We start from the raw sequence: 21,456 nt of genomic DNA on the forward strand, positions 1-21,456 counted from the left end.
ACATGCTGTCCACACGCGAGCTACGGGCGAGGCGGCACGGATTTCGATGGCTCGGGTACACCCGGCGGTGCGACCGCAGGTTGACAGGTACATAGGAGACGCACAATGGCTGCTCGAATCGCCCAGACGACGGGTGCGGAGCACACCGCAATTCTCGGATTGGGCGTCTACCGCCCGGCCCGGGTGGTCACCAACGACGAGGTCGCGGGGCCGATCGACTCGAGTGACGAGTGGATCCGCACCCGGTCGGGGATCAAGACCCGCCGCTTCGCCTCGGCGGAGGAGACCATCCAGAGCATGAGCGTGGCCGCGGCCCGCGACGCCATCGCCGCGAGCGGGGTCGCCGCCGATCAGGTCGACTGCGTCATCGTCGCCACCTCGACGCACTTGCTGCTCACCCCCGCCGTCGGGCCGCGCATCGCGACCGAACTGGGGATGACCGGGGCGGCCGCGTTCGACATCTCGGCGGGGTGCGCCGGGTTCTGTCACGCGCTGGGGATGGCCTCGGATCTGGTGCGCGCGGGCACTTCTCAGCACGTGCTGGTGATCGGTGTCGAACGGCTCACCGACGCACTGGACTTCACCGACCGCTCCACCGCCTTCCTGTTCGCCGACGGCGCGGGCGCGGTGCTGGTCGGCCCCGCCGAGGAACAGGGCATCGGCCCGACCGTGTGGGGCTCCGACGGCACCCAGCACCACGCCATCCGCCAGACCAAGGACTGGATGGAGTTCTTCACCGAGATCGACGAGCTGGGCACCGACGCGGTGCGCCCCTATCTCACGATGGAGGGCACGGCGGTGTTCCGCTGGGCGGCGCACTCGCTGGAGAAGGTGTGTCGCGAGGCGATCGACCGGGCCGGACTCACCACCGACGACCTGGACGCGATGATCCCGCACCAGGCCAACGGCCGGATCATCGAGATCATGGCCAGGGTGCTGAAGCTGCCGGAGAATTGCGCGCTGGCCAACGACATCGAGGAGTCCGGCAACACCTCCGCTGCCTCGATCCCGTTGGCCATGGAGGCGCTGCTGCGCAAGGGCGAGTCGAAGCCGGGCGACGCCGCCCTGCTGATCGCCTTCGGCGCCGGACTGTCCTACGCCGCACAGGTTGTCACGCTGCCCGCCTGGCAGTGACGTAGCTGGCAATCGCCGCCGAAACGCCGGTGGCCTGCGACGACGCGGGCCACCGGCGCGTCGGCTCGCCGTGTCCACCTTGTCCCGGTTGCACCGACTCGGGCCTGCTGGCAAACTCTTCGCTATCGACTCGCTGACCGAAGGCGTTCAGCCCAGCGTTCCCGTCGTCAACCCGAGGTGATCGGCCGTGAAACTGCGCTCACTCCTGCCCCGCAGGCACATCAACCATGTCCCGTTGCTGCCGACCATCGAGCCCGAGGACGGCTTCGCGCTGCCCGACGCGTTCGTGCCGCGCGGCACCCGTCACAAACGCGAGGAACGCCTCGAACGCCTGCTCACCCCCACCGAGCTCGACCTGGTACTCCACCATCAGCTCTGACCCCGGGCAGAGGGGATACTCGAGTAGTGAGCACTCCCGCGGTAACCAAACCGGCCATTCTGAGCGTTGACGACGATCCCGGAGTCTCCCGGGCGGTGGTGCGCGACCTGCGCCGCCGCTACGGCGCCGACTACCGGATTCTGCGGGCCGAATCGGGACCGCAGGCGCTCGAGGCGCTGCGCGAGATGAAGCTGCGCGGCCAGCCGGTGGCGGTGCTGATCGCCGACTACCGGATGCCCGGGATGGACGGCATCGAGTTCCTGGAGCAGGCGATGGACCTGCACCCCTACGCCCGCCGGGTCCTGCTGACCGCCTACGCCGATACCAACGCCGCGATCGACGCGATCAACGTCATCGATCTCGACCACTACCTGCTCAAGCCGTGGGACCCGCCGGAGGAGAAGCTCTATCCGGTGCTCGACGGGCTGCTCGACGCCTGGCGCGGCGCCGAGCAGCGGCCGGTGCACGAGACCAAGGTGGTGGGCGATCGCTGGTCGCCGCGTTCCTCGCAGGTGCGAGAGTTCCTGGCGCGCAACCAGTTGCCGTATCGCTGGTATCCCGTCGACGAACCCGAGGGCACCCGGCTGCTGGAGGCGGCGGGCGCCGATCCGCTGACCTGTCCGGTGGTGATCACCCCGGCGGGCGACGCGCTGATCCAGCCCACCGATAGCGAGCTGGCCGAAAACGTCGGTCTCGCAGTGCAACCCAGCGGGGATTTCTACGACCTGATCGTCGTCGGCGGTGGGCCAGCCGGACTCGGTGCGGCGGTGTACGGCGCGTCCGAGGGCCTGCGCACGGTGCTGGTGGAGCGCACCGCGACCGGCGGACAGGCCGGGCAGAGTTCGCGGATCGAGAACTATCTCGGCTTCCCCGACGGGCTCTCCGGGGCACAGCTGGCCGATCGGGCGCGCAGGCAGGCCAACAAGTTCGGCGCGGAGATCATCACCACCCGCGATGTGGTGGGACTGGAGGTCAACGGGTCGGCGCGCACGGTGCGCTTCGCCGACGGCGGGCGGTTGTGCGCGCACACCGTGCTGATCGCGACCGGTGTCGACTACCGCCGTCATCCGGCGCCGGGTGTGGACGAATTCACCGGGCGCGGCGTGTATTACGGCTCGGCGATGACCGAGGCCGCCGACTGCGCCGACCAGGACGTCTACATCGTCGGCGGGGCGAACTCGGCGGGGCAGGCGGCGGTGTTCCTGTCGCGCAACGCCCGCCGCGTGCACATCGTGGTGCGGGGCGACTCGCTGGAGAAGTCCATGTCGCACTATCTGATCCAGCAGATCGCGCAGATCCCGAACATCGTGGTCCGCACCGAGACCGAGGTGGTCGGGGTCGACGGGGACGACCACCTCGAGCGGATCATCCTGCGCGACAACCGCGCCGGTACCGAGGAGAAGGTGGAGGCGCAGCGGCTGTTCCTGTTCATCGGCGCCGCGCCGCAGACCGGCTGGCTCGACGGCGTGGTGGTGCGCGACGACGCGGGCTATGTCCTGGCCGGGCCCGACCTGATGGTCGACGGCGCCCGTCCGGCGGGCTGGGAGCTGCCGCGTCCGCCGCATCATCTGGAGACCAGCGTGCCGGGTGTGTTCGTCGCCGGTGACGTGCACGCCGAATCCGCCAAGCGGGTCGCCTCCGCCGTCGGCGAGGGCGCGATGGCGGTCATGCTCGTCCACCGGTATCTGGCATAGGAGTGCGGATGGGGTTGATCTGTGATCCGGAGGAACTGCGCACGCTGTTCCTGTTCGAGAAGCTCGACGACGAGCAACTGGCCCAGCTGTGCGCGGTCGGGCGGATCGAGTACATCGAGCCGGGGCAGGTGTATCGCGAGGGCGACCCGGCCACCTGCTTCTATGTGCTCATCGAGGGCGAGGTGCGGCTGACCAAGCTCTCCGGCGGTATCGAGATCGAGGTCAATCGCACCGATCACCGGGGCGTGTACGCCGGGGCCTGGATGGCCTATCTCGGCGACAAGGTGAGCCAGGATTACGCCGGTTCGATGTATGTCGAGCGGCGGTCGCGGTTCCTGGTGCTGGACGCGGCGGAGTTCGCGCGGATGGTCACCGAGTGGTTCCCGATGGCGGTGCATCTGCTCGAGGGCGCGTTCTTCGGCGGGCAGAAGTCGAGTCAGCGCATCGCCGAGCGGGAGCGGCTGCTGGCGCTGGGCTCGCTCTCGGCCGGGCTCACCCACGAACTCAACAATCCGGCGGCCGCCGCCGTACGGGCCACCGCCGGGCTGCGCGAACGGGTGGCCGGGATGCGGCACAAGCTCAAGATGATGGCCACGGGCAAGTTCCCGCCCGACGCGCTGGTGCAGCTGGTCGAGTTGCAGGAACAGGCCGCCGAACAGGTCGCCAAGGCACCCGACCTCAGCCCGCTCGAAGCCGCCGATCGCGAGGACGCGCTGGCCGACTGGTTCGCCGACCAGGGCATCGACGACGGCTGGAACCTCGCGCCCACCTTCGTGCAGGCCGGACTGGACGTCGACTGGCTCGAGGGCGTACGGGCCACCCTCGAGTCGTGCCGGGCGCAGGTGTTCGAGGGCGCGATCCGCTGGCTGAACTACACCATCGAGACCGAGCTGCTGATGAACGAGGTGGCCGACTCCACCACCCGCATCTCCACCCTCGTCGGCGCGGCCAAGCAGTACTCGCAGATGGACCGCGCGCCGTATCAGGTCGTCGACCTGCACGAACTGCTCGACTCGACGCTGGTGATGCTCAACCGCAAGCTCGGTGACGGGGTGCGCCTGGTCAAGGACTACGACCGCGCGCTGCCGCCGCTGCCCTGCTTCGCCGCCGAACTCAACCAGGTGTGGACCAACCTGATCGACAACGCGGTCTACGCGATGAACGGCGAGGGCACCCTCACCGTGCGCACCTACCAGGAGAACGACTGCGCCGCCGTCGAGATCGGTGACACCGGTCCCGGCATCGCGCCCGAGGCGAAGGGCCGCATCTTCGAGCCGTTCTTCACCACCAAACCGGTCGGCGACGGCACCGGGCTCGGGCTCGACATCTCGTTCCGGATCGTGGTCAACAAACACCACGGCGACATCCGGGTCGAATCCGAACCGGGCGACACGCGTTTCATAGTCCGGCTGCCATTGAATCCCCAGGCAGAATCGGGAGAACAGTAGTCGTTCTCGGCCCGCCCCCGGTTCTGGACTGACCGAAGGGTGCGACGAAGGAGTACCCGTAGGGAGGGAAGAACCGGGGTTACAGGGCCGAGAACCGCGGCGCCAGCCGCCCATGTTACGGAGGTCTGAGATGTCCGAGGACGGGATCGATGTGAGCGCGGCGCCGAGTGGGCCGGGGTGCGCGGAGTGCACCGCGGCGGGCGGCTGGTGGGTGCATCTGCGCCGGTGCGCCGAATGCGGGCACGTGGGCTGCTGTGACAGTTCGCCCAGTCAGCACGCGACCAAGCACTTCGCCTCGACCGGGCACCCGTTCGTGCAGAGTTTCGAGCCCGGCGAGGACTGGTTCTGGAACTTCACCACCAGCGAGATGTACAGCGGTGGGCCCGAGCTGGCGCCGCCGACGAGTCACCCGATCGGTCAGTCCGTGCCGGGACCGGCCGACCGGGTGCCCGCCGACTGGCAGTCACAGATCCACTAGGGCTTCAGGCCCGCGGCCTCGGCGACGGTCTTGTCGGCATTGCCGGGCGCGAGGCAGACCAGCTTGGCGGTGCCGAGGGCGACATTGGGGCTGCCCTCGAACGGGCCGCCGGGGTTCTCGGCCAGGATCTTCTCGATGGCCGCCTTCTCGCCCTCGGTGTCGAGGGTCTTGAATTCGGCGCAGGTGATCCCGCCCGCGGCGGCCTTGGTGGTGGGGGCCGCGGTGGTGGTGCTCGCCGAGGCGCTCGCGGGGGTGCCCTTTCGCAGGCCGCTGGCGTCGGCGGAGTCGTCACCGGAACCGCAGCCGACCAGGGTCAGGGTGAGCGCCCCGGCGGCGAGGACGGCGAGGGAGATTCGGTTCATCTGCAGACTTCCCCGGGTAGATCACGGCGCCGGAACCTCCGGCGCGTCCGGTGCACTGTACCGAGTTCGGCCTTGTCATGAGCCAATCGATTCCTGATCATCCGGGCGCATCGCGCGCGGCGACGGCAGAATGGCACGGTGGCTGAACTTTCGCTGACCGCCCGGCTCAATCCCTCGGCGGCCGACGCGCGGCGCGGGGTGGTGCGCCTGCACCCCGAGACCCTCACCGCGCTCGGCCTGCGCGAATGGGACGGTATCGCGCTGATCGGCGCCCGGCGGACCGCGGCGGTGGTGGCCAAGGCGCCCGCGGGCAGTCCGCCCGGGGTGGCCCTGCTCGACGACGTGACACTGTCGAATGTGGGATTGCGGGAGAACGCGGCGGTGACCGTCGCCCCGGTGACGGTGTACGGCGCCAAACAGCTCACCCTGAGCGGCTCGGCGCACGCGACGGCCAGCGTGCCCGCGGCCACGCTGCGCCAGGCGCTGCTGGGCAAGGTCGTCACCGTGGGCGACACCGTGTCGTTGCTGCCGCGCGATCTGGGCCCCGACATCAGTTCGGCGGCGGCCACCCAGGCGCTGTCGCGGACCTTCGGCATCGCCTGGACCACCGAGCTGCTCACCGTCACCGGGATCGAGCCGATGCCCGGTCCGGTGAGCGTGCAACCCAATTCGGCGGTGGGCTGGGGCAGCGGTCCGGCCGCCGCGCTGCACGCGCGGGAACGCGACAGCGAACCGGACGGGGCGGCGCCGACGGCGGTGTCGGTGAGCTCGGGCAACGCGCCGATCGCGGTCGAGGAACTGGCCGGGGTGCAGGGGCAGGCGGCCAAGCTGGCCGAATGGCTGAGTCTGGCACTGGACGAACCCGAGCTGCTCAAGACCCTCGGCGCGCCCGCGCATCTGGGCGTGCTGGTCACCGGACCCGCCGGGGTGGGCAAGACGACGCTGGCCAGGGCGGTGGCAGCGCCGCGCCGGATCGTGGAGATCGACGGGCCGGGGATCGGCGCGACCGAGAGCGGCACCCGGCTGCGCGCGGTCGCCGAGGCCGTGGCCGACGTGGGCGCCGGGCAGGGCGGCATCCTGCTGATCACCGATGTCGACGCGCTGCTGCCCGCGGAGCCTGAGCCGGTGGCCACCCTCATCCTCGACCAATTGCGAGCCGCCATGCGCGCGCCGTGTGTGGCGCTGCTGGTCACCACCGCCCATCCCGCCCAGGTGGACGCGCGGCTGCGCGCCCCCGACCTGTGCGACCGCGAACTCGCGCTCCCCCTGCCGACGGCCGCCGTGCGCCGCGCCCTGCTCGAGCAGCTGTTACGCAAGGTGCCAGCGGGCGCCCTCGACCTCGACGCGATCGCCGCGCGCACACCGGGTTTCGTCGTCGCCGACCTGGCCGCGCTGTGCCGCGAGGCGGCGGTGCGCGCGGCGGGCCGGGCCAGTCGCGACCAGACCGATCCCGCACTCACCCAGGACGATCTGGTCGGCGCGCTCGAGGTGATCCGTCCGCTCTCGCGTTCGGGCACCGAAGAATTGGCGATCGGCTCGCTCGATCTCGACGATGTCGGCGACATGGTGGAGACCAAACAGGCGCTCACCGAGGCGGTGCTCTGGCCGCTGCGCCACCCCGACTCCTTCGCCCGCCTCGGCATCGACCCGCCGCGCGGGGTGCTGCTCTACGGGCCGCCCGGCTGCGGCAAGACCTTCCTGGTGCGCGCGCTGGCCGGGACCGGTCAGCTCAGTGTGCACGCGGTGAAAGGCGCTGAGCTGATGGACAAGTGGGTCGGTTCCTCGGAGCGGGCGGTGCGCGAGTTGTTCCAGCGCGCCCGCGACTCGGCGCCGTCGCTGATCTTCCTCGACGAGGTGGACGCGCTGGCCCCGCGTCGCGGGCAGAGCAGCGACTCCGGGGTGTCGGACCGGGTGGTGGCCGCGCTGCTCACCGAACTCGACGGGGTGGAACCGCTGCGCGATGTGGTCGTCCTGGGGGCCACCAACCGGCCGGAGCTGATCGACCCCGCGCTGCTGCGGCCGGGCCGACTCGAACGGCTGGTCTTCGTGCCGCCGCCGGACGCCGACGCGCGCCTGGACATCCTGCGCACGGCGGGTCGCTCGGTGCCGCTGGCCGCCGACGTCGACCTGCCCGCGCTGGCCGCCGACCTCGACGGCTACTCCGCCGCGGACTGCTCGGCCCTGCTGCGCGAGGCCGCGCTGTCGGCGCTGCGCCGCGACATGACCGCCGCCGATGTCACCGCCGAGGACGTGGCCGCCGCGCGCGCCGCCGTCCGCCCGTCGCTGGACCCCGCCCAGGTGGAGTCCTTGCGCCGCTATGCCGAGAGCAGGGCCTAGCTTCCCCGATAGCCGGAGATTCGCCGGTATGGTCGGAGGGTGCCCAGAGTTGGGGATGGCCTGGACGCGGTCACGGCGTTCGCTGGCGCCGTGGCCGCGGGTATGGCGCTGTTCCTGCCCTTCACCTTCGCCACGGCCACCGCGCTCGGCTCGCCGTATCGGGTCACCAGTCTGGTCAACAGCGTGCCGAGGGCGGCCGCGCTCGGCCTGATCGTGGCCGTGGTGGTGGCGGTGCTGGTACGCCCGCTCAACCGGCCCGGCCTGGTCTGGCTCTCGGCCGCCTGCGCCGCCACGATCCTGGCGATCAACTATTTCGTCGGGCGCACGATCTCCGACGCCGACGTGCTCACCACCCAGAACTACATCGACGCGCTCAGCGGCGGCGCGCTGTTCGGCGCGCTCGCCGTGTGTTCGCTGCGCCGACGCTGGCCCGCGGTCGGGTTCGGGGTCGGCACGGTGGTGGTGTTCGTCTACGGCGAGTTGATCTCGGCGTTCAGCTCCAACACGCTCAACGCCCAGAAGTCGGTGTCCACCCCGGCCTGGTTGGTGCTGGCCGCGGTCGTGCTGCTGGCGGTGAGCACCGTGCGGCATCGCCACGGCGTGATGCTGCCCGCGCTGCCCAGGATCGCCGCCGACCTGCCGATCACCCCGATCATCGCCGCCACCGTGCTGGCGCTGTCGGTGCTGCTGGCCTCGGAATGGCTGGCCCACGAATTCGACGGGCGGGTGGGTAATTCCTGGCAGATCGGCATCGCGGTGACGGTCACGGTGATCGCCGCGTTCGTCGCGGCGCTGCTGCTGCCCGCGCGCGATGGCACCTGGGCGCTGGTGGCGGTGAGCCTGTCCGCGGCGGCCGACACGATGGCCGATTCGCAGCACATGGGTCCGCATCTCATCGTGGTGCTGATCCTGGGCACCGTCGGGGTGCTGATCGGCCTGCGGTGGTCCTCGGCGTGGCTGGTGCTGGCGGGCGCGGCCATGCTCTGCGGGTACGCCGCGCTGGAAGAGCGCCTGCCGTGGGCGCTGGCCTGGGGCGTCGGGCTCGCGTTGCTGGCCTTCGTGACCGGGTACGCCTTCGGCTCCGTGCGGGTCGGCTATCTGCCCAGCGCGGTGCTCGGCCTCGGCGCGCTGTACCTGCCGACGGTGATGTGGGTGATCCCCACCAAGGCGCGCAACTGGCCGATCGGGGGCACGCCCGTCGACGGGAGCATCCCCGGCCGGGCCGCGCTGGCCATCACCGCGGGCGCGGCGGCCGCGCTGTGGTTGCTGCTGCGGATCCGCCCGATCACCCCGGTCCGCACCGCCGAAAACGTAGCCGAGCCATAGCCGCCGACCCCGCGACATGGCCGACGCGACAACCGCCCTACCCCGCGACCGGCCGTGCGCGCCCGTAGGATCGAGCACGCGCTATCCGACCGCTAACGACCCGCCGGAGGGGGCTTGCTCGCCGTACTGCTCGTCCACGCGCTGGCCGCGCTGCTGGCCCCGCTGTGCGTACGGGTCCTGGGCCGCAACGCCTTCTACCTGCTCGCGCTGGTTCCGCTGGGCAGTCTCGGCTGGGTGATCGCGCACTGGGGAACCACCGTGAGCACGCGGATCGAGTGGGCCCCGCAGATCTCGATGGACATCGATCTGCGCTTCGACTCCCTCGCCGCGGTGATGTGCACGCTCGTGCTCGGCATCGGCGCGCTGATCATGGCCTACTGCGGACGGTATTTCGCGCGTGACGAGGCCCGGCTCGGTGTGTTCGCCGCCGAGCTCATGGGCTTCGCCGGGGCCATGTTCGGGCTCGTCACCAGCGACAACATGCTGCTGCTCTACGTGTTCTGGGAGATCACGACGGTCCTGTCGTTCCTGCTCGTCGGCCACTACGCCGAGCGGGCGGTGAGCAGGCGCGCGGCCATCCAGGCGCTGCTGGTGACCGGGGCGGGCGGGCTGGCGATGCTGGTCGGGATCGTCATCCTCGGGATGCGCTACGGCAGTTTCCTGTTCTCGGATCTGCTGGCCGCCGACGCGCCGCCGACCGGGAGCGCGGTATCGGTGGGTGTGGTGCTGGTGGTGATCGGCGCGCTGAGCAAGTCGGCGATCGTGCCGCTGCACTTCTGGCTCCCCGGCGCCATGGCCGCGCCCACCCCGGTGAGCGCCTATCTGCACGCGGCCGCGATGGTGAAGGCCGGTATCTACCTGATCGCCCGGCTCGCGCCCGCGCTCGCGCAGACCCCACCGTGGCACGTGCTGATCCTGCCGCTGGGGGTGGCCTCGATCCTGCTCGCGGGCTGGCGGGCCATCCAGGTGCACGATCTGAAGCTGGTGTTGGCGTTCGGGACGGTGAGTCAGCTGGGTCTGCTGATCACCATGATGGCCGTCGGCACGCCCGACGCGGCGCTGGCCGGGATCACCCTGCTGGTGGCGCACGCACTGTTCAAGGCGTGCCTGTTCATGGTGGTCGGCATCATCGATCACGGTGCGGGAACACGGGATCTGCGCCGGTTGTCCGGGCTCGGCAGGCGGGCGCCGGTGCTGTGCGCGATCGCGGTGACGGCCGCGTTGAGCATGGCCGCGCTGCCGCCGCTGCTCGGGTTCGTCGGCAAGGAGACGGCGTTGACCGCGGTGTGGTCGGCCGAGAACCTGAGTATGCCCGCGCGGGTGGCGCTGCTGGCCGGGATCGCGGTGGGCTCGGCGTTCACGGTGGCCTACAGCATCCGGTTCGTCTGGGGCGCTTTCGGTGTCAGCGACGGGCCCGAGGTCGTCGACACCTGGCACGCGCCCGGCGCGCTGCTGCTCGGCCCGCCCGCGCTGCTCGCGCTGGCCGGGCTGGCGGGCGGGCTCGACACCCAGGCCGTCGACCGGTGGCTCAGCCCCTACGCCGCCACCCTGCCCGGCGGCCTCGACCTGCATCTGGCGCTCTGGCACGACCTCACCTGGCCGCTCATGCTGACCGGGCTCATCGTCGTCGCCGGTATCGCGCTGTTCCTGATCCGCAAGCGGATCGGCGAACCGGCGCACCCGCGCCTGGGCAACGCCGACCGCGCCTACGACGGCGCGCTGCGCGCGATGGACCGGCTGTCCATGCGCATCACCGGCACCGTGCAGTCCGGCTCGCTGCCCGCCAGCCAGGCCGCCATCCTCGGCACGCTCATCGTGCTGCCGACGGTGCTGCTCGCGGTCGGCACCCGCACCGGCGTGGAACTGCGACTGTGGGATTCGCCGTTGCAAGCCGGGGTGGGCGCGATCATGATCGCGATGGCGCTGGCGGCGACGGTGTTGCGCAACCGCCTGGCCAGCGTGCTCGTCGTCGGGGTCACCGGCTACGGCTGCGGTGTGATCTTCGCGCTGCACGGCGCGCCCGACCTGGCGCTGACCCAATTCCTGGTCGAGACACTCACGCTCGTGGTCTTCGTGCTGGTGCTGCGCGCGTTCCCCGCCGAGATCGCCGACGGCGACGCCACCGCCTTCAAGGTGCGCCGCGCGCTGCTGGCCGTCGGCGTGGGCGTCACCGTCGCGGTGCTGGCCGCCTTCGCCACCGCCGCGCGCCGCGCCGAACCCATCTGGCACGCCATCCCGGAGGCGGCCTATTCGATCGGCGGCGGCAAGAACGCGGTCAATGTGCTGCTCGTCGACATCCGCGCCTGGGACACCCTCGGCGAGATCTCGGTGCTGGTGGTGGCCGCCACCGGCGTGGCCTCGCTGGTGTTCCGCAGCCGCCGCTTCGGTGCCGCCCCGCGCGCCGCGGACTCCCCGCACTACGACCCCGACGCGGTGTCCTGGCTGCCCGCCGCCCGACTCGTCGACCGTCGCGACCGCTCGATGGTCCTGCAGATCACCACCCGGCTGATCTTCCCCACCATCATGGTGCTGTCGGTGTACTTCTTCTTCTCCGGCCACAACGCGCCCGGCGGCGGCTTCGCGGGCGGCCTGATCGCCGGACTCGCGCTGACCCTGCGCTACCTCGCGGGCGGGCGCTACGAACTCGGCGAGGCACTGCCGGTCGACGCCGGACACCTGCTCGGCGCTGGCCTGACCCTGGCCGCGGGCACCGCGACCGCCTCGCTGCTGCTGGGCGCGCCGCCGCTGTCCTCGGCCATCATCGAGGTGACCCTGCCGCTGCTCGGCCACATCAAGCTGGTCACCGCGACGTTCTTCGACCTCGGCGTCTACCTGGTGGTCGTGGGGCTGGTCCTCGACGTGCTGCGCAGCCTCGGCGCCCGCCTGGACAAGGAATTGGTATGACCGCCGACCTCGTTCTGCTCATCACCATCGGCGCGCTCACCGCCTGCGGGGTCTACCTGCTGCTCGAGCGGGTGGTCTCGAAGATGCTGCTCGGGATGATCCTGCTCGGCAACGCGGTGAACCTGCTGATCCTCACCATGGGCGGTCCCGACGGCAAACCGCCGATCCTGAGCGGCTCGGACACCTCCACCGAGGGCATGGCCGACCCGCTGGCCCAGGCCATGGTGCTCACCGCCATCGTCATCACCATGGGCCTGGCCGCCTTCGTCCTCGCGCTGGCCTACCGCTCCTACATGCTGACCACCACCGAAGACGTCACCAACGACCCCGAGGACACCCAGGTCGCCAGCCGCCGCGAACTGGAGGACCCCGAACAGTGACCCTGTCCCCCGGCCTGCTGCCCACCCTCGCCGCGCTGCCGGTGCTGGTGCCGCTGCTCGGCGCCGCGGCCACCCTGATCTTCGGCCGCCGCCCGCGCCTGCAATCGCTGATCTCGCTGACCGCGCTGTCGAGCGTGCTGGTGATCAGCGCGCTGCTGCTGTACCTGGCCGACCGCGATGGCACCACCGCCGTGCAGGTGGGCGGCTGGCCGACGCCGATCGGGATCACCCTGGTGGTCGACCGGCTCAGCGCCGCCATGCTGCTGGTCTCGGCGTTCGTGCTGCTGGTGGTGTCGATCTACGGTGCCGGACAGAACATCTCCGACGGCGACGACAACCAGCCCACCTCGATCTATCGCCCCACCTACCTGGTGCTGACCGCCGGTGTCTCCCAGGCGTTCCTGGCCGGTGACCTGTTCAACCTGTTCGTCGGCTTCGAGGTGCTGCTGGTGGCCTCGTTCGTGCTGCTCACCGTGGGCGCCACCGAGGAACGTATCCGTACCGGCATCGCCTACGTGATGGTGTCGATGGTGTCGTCGTTGATCTTCCTGATCGGCATCGCGCTGACCTACGGCGCCACCGGCACCCTGAACCTCGCCCAGCTGGCCCTGCGGCTCGAGGCCATCCCCGACGGCGTGCGCACGGCCTGCTACGCGGTGCTGCTGGTGGCCTTCGGCATCAAGGCGGCGGTGTTCCCGCTGTCGAGCTGGCTGCCCGACTCCTACCCCACCGCGCCCGCGCCGGTGACCGCCGTGTTCGCGGGTCTGCTCACCAAGGTCGGTGTGTACGCCATCATCCGCACGCACAGCCTGTGGTTCCCCGACGGCGCCTTCGACAACATCCTGTTGGTCTGCGGCCTGGCGACCATGCTGATCGGCATCCTCGGCGCCATCGCCCAGAACGACATCCGCCGCCTGCTGTCGTTCACCCTGGTCAGCCACATCGGCTACATGATGTTCGGTATCGGCCTGGCCACCACCGCCGGACTCACCGGCGCGGTGTTCTACGTGGCCCACCACATCCTGGTGCAGACCGCGCTGTTCCTGGCCGTCGGCCTGATCGAGCGACAAGCCGGGTCGGTCTCGCTGCGCCGGATCGGTGGGCTGGCCGCCGCCAGTCCGCTGCTGGCGATCATGTTCCTGATCCCGGCGCTGAATCTCGGTGGTATCCCGCCGTTCTCCGGCTTCATCGGGAAAGTGGCGCTGCTCGAGGCGGGTGCCGCCAACGGCGGGGTGCTGGCCTGGGTCCTGGTCGGCGGCTCGGTGGTCACCAGTCTGCTGACCCTGTACGCGGTGGCGCGGGTGTGGAGCAAGGCGTTCTGGCGACCCCGCGCCGAGGCGCCCGAAGGCCATCTCACCGCCGCGAATCTGCCCACCCTGGTCGAGGATTCGACCGACGTGCACTACGAGGACCGCACCGACCCCGGCCGCATGCCCGTGCTGATGACCGTCGCCACCATCAGTCTGATCGTGGCGGGCCTGGCGCTGACCGTGCTGGCCGGGCCGGTGCTCGGCATCGCCGAACGCGCGGCCGACGACCTGCACGACCCGTCGGTCTACATCGGCGCGGTCCTGGGACCGGAGCCGCGATGAGCCGATTGATCAATCGCGACAATGCCGTGCGCATCGGCATCCTGATCTGGCTGACCACGGTCTGGGTGGCCCTGTGGGGTGATCTGAGCATCGCCAATGTGATCGCCGGGCTGGTGGTCGCGGTGATCGTCGTCTTCGCGCTGCCGCTGCCGCTCATCCCGGTGGCGGGCTGGTTCCATCCGCTGTCGTTCCTGAAGCTCGTCGTCGTCAGCACCTATTACGCGCTCGAATCGAGCCTGCAGGTGGCCTGGTTCAGCGTGCGGCGCTCGGGCCCGCCGGTGTCGGGGGTGCTGCGCGTGCACCTGGCCTTCCAGTCCGATCTGGTGCTGGTCATGTGCACCGACCTGCTCAATCTCATCCCGGGCACCATGGTGCTGGAACTGGATCGTCCGCGCTGTGTGGTCTACGTGCACGTACTCGATGTCGGCAGTGACGCGGCGGTGGAGAAGTTCTATCGCGTCACCCGGCGACTGGAGGGCCTGATGATCGACACCTTCGAGCGGCCCGGCGAACGCCGCCGCGTCGACCCGGCGGCGGAGGTCCAGTCGTGACCGTCGTCGCCGTCATCGCGGGCGTACTGCTCGTCGCCGCCGCCGTCATCACCAGCTATCGGGTGCTGGCCGGGCCGAGCACCCTGGACCGGGTGGTCGGCATCGACTCGCTGATGGCCATCGCGGCCAGCGGGCTGGCGGTCTGGGCCGCCTACAGCGGCGACACCACCGTCATCCCGGCGATCGTGGCGCTGGCCCTGGTCGGTTTCCTCGGCTCGGCCGCCGTCTCCCGCTTCCGCGTCCGGGACGACCGATGACGACCTTCTGGGAGTGGATCTCGGCGATCCTGATCCTCACCGGCTGCGCCTTCGCCTTCACCGCGGCCCTGGGCATCGTGCGCTTCCCTGACACCCTCACACGCATGCACGCGGCGACGAAACCGCAGGTGGTCGGCCTGATCCTGGTGTTGATCGGCACCGGCATCGACATCCGCGACGACGTCAACGTCTGGATGCTGGTGCTCACCGGCCTGTTCACCATCATCACCGCGCCCGTCATCGCGCACCTCATCGGCCGCACCGCCTACCGCGAACAACGTCACCGCGACGGCCTGCTCCGGATCAACGAACTCGGCGACGAGGCTGAGTTGGATGTGCGGCCGGGGCCGCGGGATTCTCGGCCCTGAGGGCCTCGCCTCCGAGGGGCGATACTTCGGCTGCGCCGGGACGTCTCGCCCCTCGGAGGCGAGGCAGCCGAGAATCCGTGGTGGTCCGGTTCGGGGGTGGCGTGGTCAGGTCGCCGGGGCGGGTCCAGTCGTAACGGGGGGTTGCTGCGCGACGCCGTGGGGCGCGGTGGCGAACCAGGTGGCGTGGAAGGCCAGGACGACGGCGGTGAGAGCACCGATGACGATCGCGCCCGCCGCCACCGGATACTCCGCCATCGGCACCGCCAGGTACCGGTAGGCCACCAGCAGCCCCGCGAACACCACCGCGCCGAAGGCCACCAGCCGCACCCGGAACAGCCCCCACCCGCGCTCCGGCGCGCGCAGGGCCGATTCCACGGTCAGGCACAGCACCGCACCGGCCACCAGGTCGACGCCGTAGTGGTAGCCGAAGCCCAGCGTCGCGGCCACCGTGGCGGCCAGCCAGAAAGCCCCGCCCAAGCGCAGCCAGGCGGGCGCGCGCGACCCGTCGACGTCACGACGGGTGTGGATGAACAGCGACAGCGCCCAGGCGGTGTGCATCGAGGGCATGCAGTTGCGCGGGGTGAACGCGTCGAAGGGCAGCGCGGCCGGATCGCGGTCGATCGGCGGCACCATCGAGGGCCAGAAATTGCCCACCTGGAATCCGGCGCCGTCGGCCCCGTAGGCGAACATCGGCCCGACCACCGGGAACAGCACATAGAACAGCGGCCCGACCAGCCCGAGCACCAGGAATGTGCGCACCAGATAGTGGCTCGGCCACTGCCCGGTCGGCACCACCCGGCGCAGCTGCCACACCGCGACCACGATCGCCGCCACCGGCAGTTCGATATAGACCCAGTGCAGCACCGCGTAGACCTCGGGCCCGAGCACGTCGAGCACCCGCCCCACCACCCAGGACGGGTCACCGAGCGCGTGATCGGCGAGGACGAGATATTCGTCGAGCACGGTGGGGTGCACCGCCGAGGTGACGTGCAACCACACATCGCCGACCTTGGTGGCCAGCACCAGCAGCGCGCCCAGCGCCGCGGCCTTCAGCGCGTCGGCGCGTTCGCGGCCCCGCCAGCGCACCGCCGCGATCACCGCGAGCGCGGTGAGCACGATGGTCGGCCCGTTGCCGACGGTGAACGGCTTGCCGTCGAGCAGCCGCAGCGCCACCCACACCGCGTCGATCCCGATCGCCGCCGCGACCGCGAGGACCCGTCGTCGCGCGTTGACCCCGACCAGCGCCAGGATCAGCCCGGCCCACGGCACCGACATGGACTTCGGCGTGCCGACGTAGTCCCTGGCCAGGCTCGCCAGCGGACCGCCGAAGCCGTTGAGCCACGCGGCGACCTGGAGCCCGATCAGCAGCGCGAGCACCGCGCACACCGCGACAACAGCGAGTGTGCGTGGTTCGCGCAGGCGAGCGCCCAGGGCCCCACCCCCCGCCACGATGCGTGGATGTTCGACAAGCATCCAAACATCGTAAACGGCCGGTGAACGGCGTCAGGACGCGTAGCTGAACGCTACTGATCCAGCTCCCGAACCAGCGCGTCGACCACCGCGACGAGATCACCCTGCGAACGCGCCGCCACCTGACGTTGCCGCTGGTAGGAGGCCCCGTGCCGGGGAATCTCGGCCACCGCGGCCAGTTCGTCGGCGCAGCCGAGCCGCTTGGCCGTGGGCTCGAGCCGGGTGAGCAGATCCATCAGATCGTCTGTGACCAAGCGCTCATTGCTGGCGTCGTCGACGATCACGATGGCGTCGAGTCCGTAGCGCGCCGCGCGCCACTTGTTCTCCTGCACGTGCCAGGGCGGCAGCGTCGGCAGGTCCTCGCCGTCGTCGAGCCTGCGCTCCAGATCCACCACGAGACAGTGGATCAGCGCGGCCACCGAGGCCAGTTCGGCCCGGCTGGAGAGCCCATCGCACACCCGCACCTCGATGGTGCCCCACTTGGGCGCGGGCCGGATGTCCCAGTGCATGCCGCCGAGCTGCTCGAACACGCCGGTCTTGAGCTGGTCGTGTACGAAACCCTCGAACTGGCGCCAGTTCTCGAACTGGAACGGCAGTCCGGCGGTGGGCAGCTGCTGGAACATCAGCGCGCGATTGCTGGCGTAGCCGGTGTCGTCACCGGACCACATCGGCGAGGACGCCGAGAGCGCCAGCAGATGCGGATACGACAGCAGCAGCGAGTTCAGGATCGGGAAGACCTTGTCGCGGTGCGAGACTCCCACGTGCACGTGCACGCCCCAGATCAGCATCTGGCGGCCCCACCACTGGGTGCGCTCGATCAGCTCGTCGTAGTGCGGCGAGCGGGTGAGCTGCTGGGTCGACCACGGCGCGAAGGGATGGGTGCCCGCGCAGAACAGGTCGACCCCGAGCGGATCGGCGGCCCGGCGCACCGCGTCCATGGTGCCGCGCAGGTCCTCGACCGCCCCGCCGACCGTGTCGTGCACACCGGTCACCAGTTCGACGGTGTTGCGCAGCAATTCCTTGGTGACCTGCTGGGTCCCGTCGTGGGCCCGCAGATCACCGACGGCGTCGAACACCGTCGACGCGGTATTGGACAGATCGCGCGTCACCTTGTCGACGAGCGCGATCTCCCATTCGATCCCGATCGTGGGCCGGGGCGAACCGTGAAACGCCACCGAGGGGATCGCACCGGCCATCCGCGTCTCGCTAACCGACGACGCCGCAGGCGACGCGGGTGCCCGCGTCACCGGTGGACAGCGTGGTCTCGTCCGGGCCGGTGCCACCCTCGCGGGTGTAGCGCGGCGGGATGTTGCCGAAGTTGTCGGCACCCGAGTGCACGATCAGCGCCTTGCCCTTGACCTGGTCCAGGGTGATCGCGTCGGTCTGGGTGACCAGCTCGGCGGTGCCGTCGCCGAGCACCTGCAGCGAGGCGAGGTCGCCGCTGGCCGGGTGCGCGTTGGCGGCGCCGACCTGCAGATGACCACCGGCGGAAGCGAAGTCGCCCTCGCACTTGCCGGTCTGGTGGAAGTGCAGGCCGTGGAAGCCGGGCTGCAGGTTGCGCGCCTCGACGGTGACGACCAGGTGGCCGCCCTCGGAGACGATGGTCGCGGTGCCCACATCGGCGCCCGAACCGTCCTTGAGCTCGGCCTTCAGTCCGCCCGCGGCGGGCGCGCCGTGGCTGTCACCGTGATCGCCACCCTCGGTGGTCGGCGCGCCGTGGCCGCCACCGTGTCCGCCTTCGCTGCCCGCGGGCGGAGGCGAGCTGGTCCACACCGGCGGGGTGGTCCCCTTGACGTCCGTCGACTCCTGGCTGTTGGTGCAGGCGGCGAGCCCGAACACGGCGACCGCGAGAACCGGGGTCACAGTGCGCCAGGACGGGCGACGAGTGGTCGACGTGGCCATCGGGGAACTCTCCTTCGTGGACAGGGCTGTACCGCTCAAGATGATGCCACAGCGTCGGGGCGGCACCCGGCACCGCGTGCCGGGCCTGGTTCAGCGACCGGTCAGCACGACCACGACACCCGGACTGGTGTCGCCTTCCTTGGGCGCCACCGTGCCACCGATCTCCTGCGCGATCTCGGTCGCGGCGGCCTTGTCGTTGGCGCCGCCCCCGTAGAACACGGTGGTGGTGGTCAGATTCGCGCCGCTGTAGTTGCCGGTGCTGACGTTGCTCCAGCCCGAGGAGGTCAACTCGCTCGCGGTGCGCGCGGCCAGTCCGGCGACCAGGCTGTTGTTCAGCACCCGCACCGGCACGCTCTGATCCACGCCGCTCGCCTCGGCGGGCGTGGTGGTCGGCGTGGTCGTCGTGGTGGTGGTGCTCGGCGCGGCGGTGGTCGTCGTCGGGGTCGCGGCCGCGCTGGTGGTCGTCACGGGCGCGGTGGTCGCGGGCGCCTGCGCGACCGCGCTGGTCGTGGTGGAGGTTTCGGTATGCTCGGCCGCGTCGGTGGCGTCGGCGTCGGAGTTCGACAGCGACATCGCACCCAGCCCGGCGAAAACGATGGCCAGCGCGATCAACACCATCGCCAGCGCGCGCAGCGGTGGGCCGCCGGGGGTGGGATTCGGGTTGCTCACCCGCGCAACCCTAGTCGCATCGGGGTGGCCGTGTCGGTGACTGTCATGTCAGACCTGGAAGCCGAGTCGGCGCGCGGCGCGCGCTTTCTGCCTGCTCGCCCGCAGTCTGCGCAGCCGCTTGACCAGCATCGGGTCGGCCGCCAGCGCTTCGTCCTTGTCGACGACCGCGTTGAGCACCTGGTAGTACCGGGTGGCCGACATGGCGAACAGTTCGCGGATCGCGTCTTCCTTGGCCCCCGCGTACTTCCACCATTTGCGCTCGAAGTCGAGGATGTCGAGCTCACGGCGACTCAGGCCGGTCTCGTCGTCGACCGCCGATTCCTCGATGTTGCGAGCCGCTGCGCCGTCCATCTTGCTCCCTCGCCGAGTATCACGAGATGAAAATGACGCTTGCACGTCGCGGATCATTCAACCACGCCCCCACCGGATCGTCCGACCGATGCCCCGGCGTGTTGACCGACGGCCAGCAGGGTGTCGGCTGCCACAGGGGTCGCCGTTCGCACCAGCGCGCAGGCGGCGATAATGGCCGACATGGCAATTCTCCCGATCGTGATCGTCGGTGACCCCGTCCTCCACAACCCCACCGCGAAGGTGACGGAGACGCCCGAGGAGCTGGCCCCGCTGATCGCGGACATGTACGACACGCTCGCCGAATCCAAGGGTGTCGGCCTCGCGGCCAACCAGGTCGGCGTCGGCAAGCGCCTGTTCGTCTACGACTGCCCCGATGTCGACGCGGCGGGCAAGCAGGTCCGCCGCAAGGGCGTCGTGGTCAACCCGGTGCTGGAGACCTCGGCGATCCCCGAGACCATGCCCGACCCCGACGACGACGAGGAAGGCTGCCTGTCGGTCCCCGGCGAGCAGTTCCCGACCGGTCGCGCCGACTGGGCCAAGGTCACCGGCACCGACGAGAACGGCCACCCGGTCGAACTGGAGGGCACCGGCTTCTTCGCCCGCATGCTCCAGCACGAGGTGGGCCACCTCGACGGCTTCCTCTACGTCGACGTGCTGATCGGCCGCAACGCCCGCGCGGCCAAGAAGGCGATCAAGCGCAACGGCTGGGGCACACCGGGTCTGAGCTGGATCCCCGGCACCGTCCCCGACCCCTTCGGCCATGACGACTGAGTCATGGCGGCTGGCGCCGCGCGTTCTCGGCCTGTTCCCTCGGCCTTCCCTCCCTCCGGGCACTCCTTCGTCGCACCCTCCGCTCAGTCCAGGCCGAGGCGGCCGAGAACGATGATCCCCCTCGGCCGCCGCGTGGTCATGCGGTACCAGCTCCCCGAGGGCTATCCGCAGCCGCTCACCGATGTGATCGGTGAGCTGGTCTCGCTGGAGCCGCCCTCGGTGCGGACCGCCGAGGGCGAGCTGGTGTCGGTCGCGCCGGATCGGGTGGTGGCGCTGAAAGCGTTGGGCCCCAGACCGATTCGGACCAAGGAGATCCGCTCCCTGGAGACGGCGGCGGCCCTGGCCTGGCCGGGTGCCACGCACCGCTGGATCGACGGGTGGCTGGTGCGCGCGGGCAACGGGTACACCGGGCGCGCGAATTCGGCGGTGCCACTGGGCGAGTCGGGTGTCCCCGCGACGCTGTCCGTCGACACCATGCACAAGATCGCCGACTGGTACACCGAGCAGGGCCTGCCGCTGCTGCTGCAACTACCGGACCGGCTGGCCCCGGTCCCGCCGGGCTGGAACACCTGGAGCGAGACCGTCGTCCTCGGCCTCGACATCGCGAACTTCGTGCTGCCCCAAGGCCCTTCGATGGTGCGCGTCGCCCCCGCCCCCGACGAGGGCTGGCTCACCGCACACCGCTACCGCGGCGAGATCCCCGTCGACCCGTCGGTCCGCGTCCCGGATGTCTCGGTGCTCACCGCGGTCCAGGACGGTGTGCTCGGCTTCGCCGCCCTCGGCCTGCCCGAACCCCTCGCGATCGGGCGCGGCGCGGTGACCACCGCCCCCGACGGCCGCCGCTGGGTCGGCCTCACCTGCGTCGCGGTGGCCGCCGCGCACCGCCGCAACGGCCTGGGCGCCCTGCTGTGCGCCGAGCTCATCCGCTGGGGCGCCGAACACGGCGCCACCCACGCCTATGTGCAGGTGGAGGTCGGCAATGCCGCCGGTCTCGCGCTCTACCACGAACTCGGCTTCCTCGACCACCACACCTACCGCTACGCCGCGCCGCGACATTAGCGGCTGGTGCCGCGGTTCTCGGTA

Annotated in this window: 21 protein-coding genes; 15 read left to right on the top strand and 6 right to left on the bottom strand. The window is 70.6% G+C overall.

The genetic code is table 11. From position 1 onward, the window contains the following. Positions 1-105: 105 nt before the first annotated feature. From QC180_RS06725 to QC180_RS06745, 5 genes are all read left to right on the top strand, one after another. The gene (locus QC180_RS06725) at positions 106-1,134 is read left to right on the top strand and encodes a beta-ketoacyl-ACP synthase III (RefSeq protein WP_278261716.1); all 1,029 of its coding nucleotides are present in this window, start codon (positions 106-108) and stop codon (positions 1,132-1,134) included. Positions 1,135-1,321: 187 nt separating this feature from the next. Then, on the top strand, positions 1,322-1,513 hold the full coding sequence (locus tag QC180_RS06730) for a hypothetical protein (RefSeq protein WP_278261717.1): 192 nt from the start codon (positions 1,322-1,324) through the stop codon (positions 1,511-1,513). 26 nt (positions 1,514-1,539) lie between these two features. Next, positions 1,540-3,207: an NAD(P)/FAD-dependent oxidoreductase gene (locus QC180_RS06735; RefSeq protein ID WP_278261718.1), complete on the top strand. Its 1,668-nt coding sequence runs from the start codon at positions 1,540-1,542 to the stop codon at positions 3,205-3,207. A gap of 8 nt (positions 3,208-3,215) precedes the next feature. After that, positions 3,216-4,655: an ATP-binding protein gene (locus tag QC180_RS06740; RefSeq protein WP_278261719.1), complete on the top strand. Its 1,440-nt coding sequence runs from the start codon at positions 3,216-3,218 to the stop codon at positions 4,653-4,655. A 130-nt stretch (positions 4,656-4,785) separates the two neighbouring features. Then, a complete protein-coding gene (locus QC180_RS06745) occupies positions 4,786-5,133 on the top strand; it encodes a UBP-type zinc finger domain-containing protein (protein ID WP_278261720.1) in 348 nt (115 codons plus the stop codon). On the opposite strand, the gene QC180_RS06750 is transcribed toward QC180_RS06745, so the two are convergent. Beyond that, a complete protein-coding gene (locus QC180_RS06750; protein ID WP_278261721.1) occupies positions 5,130-5,495 on the bottom strand; it encodes a hypothetical protein in 366 nt (121 codons plus the stop codon). The genes QC180_RS06745 and QC180_RS06750 overlap by 4 nt on opposite strands. Positions 5,496-5,633: 138 nt before the next feature. Between QC180_RS06750 and QC180_RS06755 the strand changes: the two genes are divergently transcribed. From QC180_RS06755 to mnhG, 8 genes are all read left to right on the top strand, one after another. Beyond that, positions 5,634-7,832 carry an AAA family ATPase gene (locus QC180_RS06755; RefSeq protein WP_278261722.1) on the top strand — a complete coding sequence of 733 codons (2,199 nt, stop codon included), beginning with the start codon at positions 5,634-5,636 and terminating at the stop codon, positions 7,830-7,832. Between the two features lie 39 nt (positions 7,833-7,871). Further along, a complete protein-coding gene (locus QC180_RS06760) occupies positions 7,872-9,158 on the top strand; it encodes a hypothetical protein (RefSeq protein WP_278261723.1) in 1,287 nt (428 codons plus the stop codon). A 114-nt stretch (positions 9,159-9,272) separates the two neighbouring features. Beyond that, positions 9,273-12,062: a Na+/H+ antiporter subunit A gene (locus QC180_RS06765; RefSeq protein WP_278261724.1), complete on the top strand. Its 2,790-nt coding sequence runs from the start codon at positions 9,273-9,275 to the stop codon at positions 12,060-12,062. Continuing rightward, the gene (locus QC180_RS06770) at positions 12,059-12,442 is read left to right on the top strand and encodes a Na(+)/H(+) antiporter subunit C (protein ID WP_278261725.1); all 384 of its coding nucleotides are present in this window, start codon (positions 12,059-12,061) and stop codon (positions 12,440-12,442) included. Before QC180_RS06765 ends, QC180_RS06770 begins: the two co-directional genes overlap by 4 nt. Next, positions 12,439-14,034: a Na+/H+ antiporter subunit D gene (locus tag QC180_RS06775; protein ID WP_278261726.1), complete on the top strand. Its 1,596-nt coding sequence runs from the start codon at positions 12,439-12,441 to the stop codon at positions 14,032-14,034. Before QC180_RS06770 ends, QC180_RS06775 begins: the two co-directional genes overlap by 4 nt. After that, positions 14,031-14,585 (top strand): Na+/H+ antiporter subunit E, encoded by a 555-nt coding sequence (locus QC180_RS06780; RefSeq protein WP_278261727.1) that lies wholly within the window; start codon positions 14,031-14,033, stop codon positions 14,583-14,585. The genes QC180_RS06775 and QC180_RS06780 overlap by 4 nt, the downstream gene beginning before the upstream one ends. Next, a complete protein-coding gene (locus QC180_RS06785) occupies positions 14,582-14,842 on the top strand; it encodes a monovalent cation/H+ antiporter complex subunit F (protein WP_278261728.1) in 261 nt (86 codons plus the stop codon). Before QC180_RS06780 ends, QC180_RS06785 begins: the two co-directional genes overlap by 4 nt. Next, positions 14,839-15,210, top strand: a complete 372-nt coding sequence (gene mnhG, locus QC180_RS06790) for a monovalent cation/H(+) antiporter subunit G (RefSeq protein WP_278261729.1) — start codon at positions 14,839-14,841, stop codon at positions 15,208-15,210. The genes QC180_RS06785 and mnhG overlap by 4 nt, the downstream gene beginning before the upstream one ends. A 105-nt stretch (positions 15,211-15,315) precedes the next feature. Here the strand turns inward: mnhG and QC180_RS06795 are convergent, their stop codons facing one another. From QC180_RS06795 to QC180_RS06815, 5 genes are all read right to left on the bottom strand, one after another. Beyond that, on the bottom strand, positions 15,316-16,683 hold the full coding sequence (locus tag QC180_RS06795; protein ID WP_278261730.1) for a phosphatase PAP2 family protein: 1,368 nt from the start codon (positions 16,681-16,683) through the stop codon (positions 15,316-15,318). Positions 16,684-16,733: 50 nt separating this feature from the next. Then, positions 16,734-17,876 (bottom strand): glutamate--cysteine ligase, encoded by a 1,143-nt coding sequence (locus tag QC180_RS06800; RefSeq protein WP_278261731.1) that lies wholly within the window; start codon positions 17,874-17,876, stop codon positions 16,734-16,736. Between the two features lie 10 nt (positions 17,877-17,886). After that, positions 17,887-18,582 carry a superoxide dismutase[Cu-Zn] gene (gene sodC, locus QC180_RS06805; protein ID WP_278261732.1) on the bottom strand — a complete coding sequence of 232 codons (696 nt, stop codon included), beginning with the start codon at positions 18,580-18,582 and terminating at the stop codon, positions 17,887-17,889. Positions 18,583-18,672: 90 nt separating this feature from the next. Continuing rightward, positions 18,673-19,251 (bottom strand): LytR C-terminal domain-containing protein, encoded by a 579-nt coding sequence (locus QC180_RS06810; RefSeq protein ID WP_278261733.1) that lies wholly within the window; start codon positions 19,249-19,251, stop codon positions 18,673-18,675. Positions 19,252-19,299: 48 nt separating this feature from the next. Then, a complete protein-coding gene (locus QC180_RS06815) occupies positions 19,300-19,602 on the bottom strand; it encodes a DUF3263 domain-containing protein (RefSeq protein WP_278261734.1) in 303 nt (100 codons plus the stop codon). A 180-nt stretch (positions 19,603-19,782) separates the two neighbouring features. Between QC180_RS06815 and QC180_RS06820 the strand changes: the two genes are divergently transcribed. Both QC180_RS06820 and QC180_RS06825 read left to right on the top strand, forming a co-directional pair. After that, positions 19,783-20,373 (top strand): peptide deformylase, encoded by a 591-nt coding sequence (locus QC180_RS06820; RefSeq protein WP_278261735.1) that lies wholly within the window; start codon positions 19,783-19,785, stop codon positions 20,371-20,373. A 111-nt stretch (positions 20,374-20,484) separates the two neighbouring features. Further along, positions 20,485-21,432 carry an N-acetylglutamate synthase, CG3035 family gene (locus tag QC180_RS06825; RefSeq protein WP_278261736.1) on the top strand — a complete coding sequence of 316 codons (948 nt, stop codon included), beginning with the start codon at positions 20,485-20,487 and terminating at the stop codon, positions 21,430-21,432. Positions 21,433-21,456 lie beyond the last annotated feature (24 nt).

Source organism: Nocardia anocheti, from assembly GCF_029675105.1.
Classification (GTDB): Bacteria; Actinomycetota; Actinomycetes; order Mycobacteriales; family Mycobacteriaceae; genus Nocardia.

Excerpts from the sequence above, each read along its gene's own strand:
- QC180_RS06800 (WP_278261731.1), bottom strand. The coding sequence starts at position 17,876 with ATGGCCGGTGCGATCCCCTCGGTGGCGTTTCACGGTTCGCCCCGGCCC.
- QC180_RS06825 (WP_278261736.1), top strand. The coding sequence starts at position 20,485 with ATGATCCCCCTCGGCCGCCGCGTGGTCATGCGGTACCAGCTCCCCGAG.
- QC180_RS06740 (WP_278261719.1), top strand. The coding sequence starts at position 3,216 with ATGGGGTTGATCTGTGATCCGGAGGAACTGCGCACGCTGTTCCTGTTC.
- QC180_RS06820 (WP_278261735.1), top strand. The coding sequence starts at position 19,783 with ATGGCAATTCTCCCGATCGTGATCGTCGGTGACCCCGTCCTCCACAAC.
- QC180_RS06750 (WP_278261721.1), bottom strand. The coding sequence starts at position 5,495 with ATGAACCGAATCTCCCTCGCCGTCCTCGCCGCCGGGGCGCTCACCCTG.
- QC180_RS06725 (WP_278261716.1), top strand. The coding sequence starts at position 106 with ATGGCTGCTCGAATCGCCCAGACGACGGGTGCGGAGCACACCGCAATT.
- mnhG (WP_278261729.1), top strand. The coding sequence starts at position 14,839 with ATGACGACCTTCTGGGAGTGGATCTCGGCGATCCTGATCCTCACCGGC.
- sodC (WP_278261732.1), bottom strand. The coding sequence starts at position 18,582 with ATGGCCACGTCGACCACTCGTCGCCCGTCCTGGCGCACTGTGACCCCG.
- QC180_RS06795 (WP_278261730.1), bottom strand. The coding sequence starts at position 16,683 with ATGCTTGTCGAACATCCACGCATCGTGGCGGGGGGTGGGGCCCTGGGC.
- QC180_RS06780 (WP_278261727.1), top strand. The coding sequence starts at position 14,031 with ATGAGCCGATTGATCAATCGCGACAATGCCGTGCGCATCGGCATCCTG.
- QC180_RS06745 (WP_278261720.1), top strand. The coding sequence starts at position 4,786 with ATGTCCGAGGACGGGATCGATGTGAGCGCGGCGCCGAGTGGGCCGGGG.
- QC180_RS06815 (WP_278261734.1), bottom strand. The coding sequence starts at position 19,602 with ATGGACGGCGCAGCGGCTCGCAACATCGAGGAATCGGCGGTCGACGAC.
- QC180_RS06770 (WP_278261725.1), top strand. The coding sequence starts at position 12,059 with ATGACCGCCGACCTCGTTCTGCTCATCACCATCGGCGCGCTCACCGCC.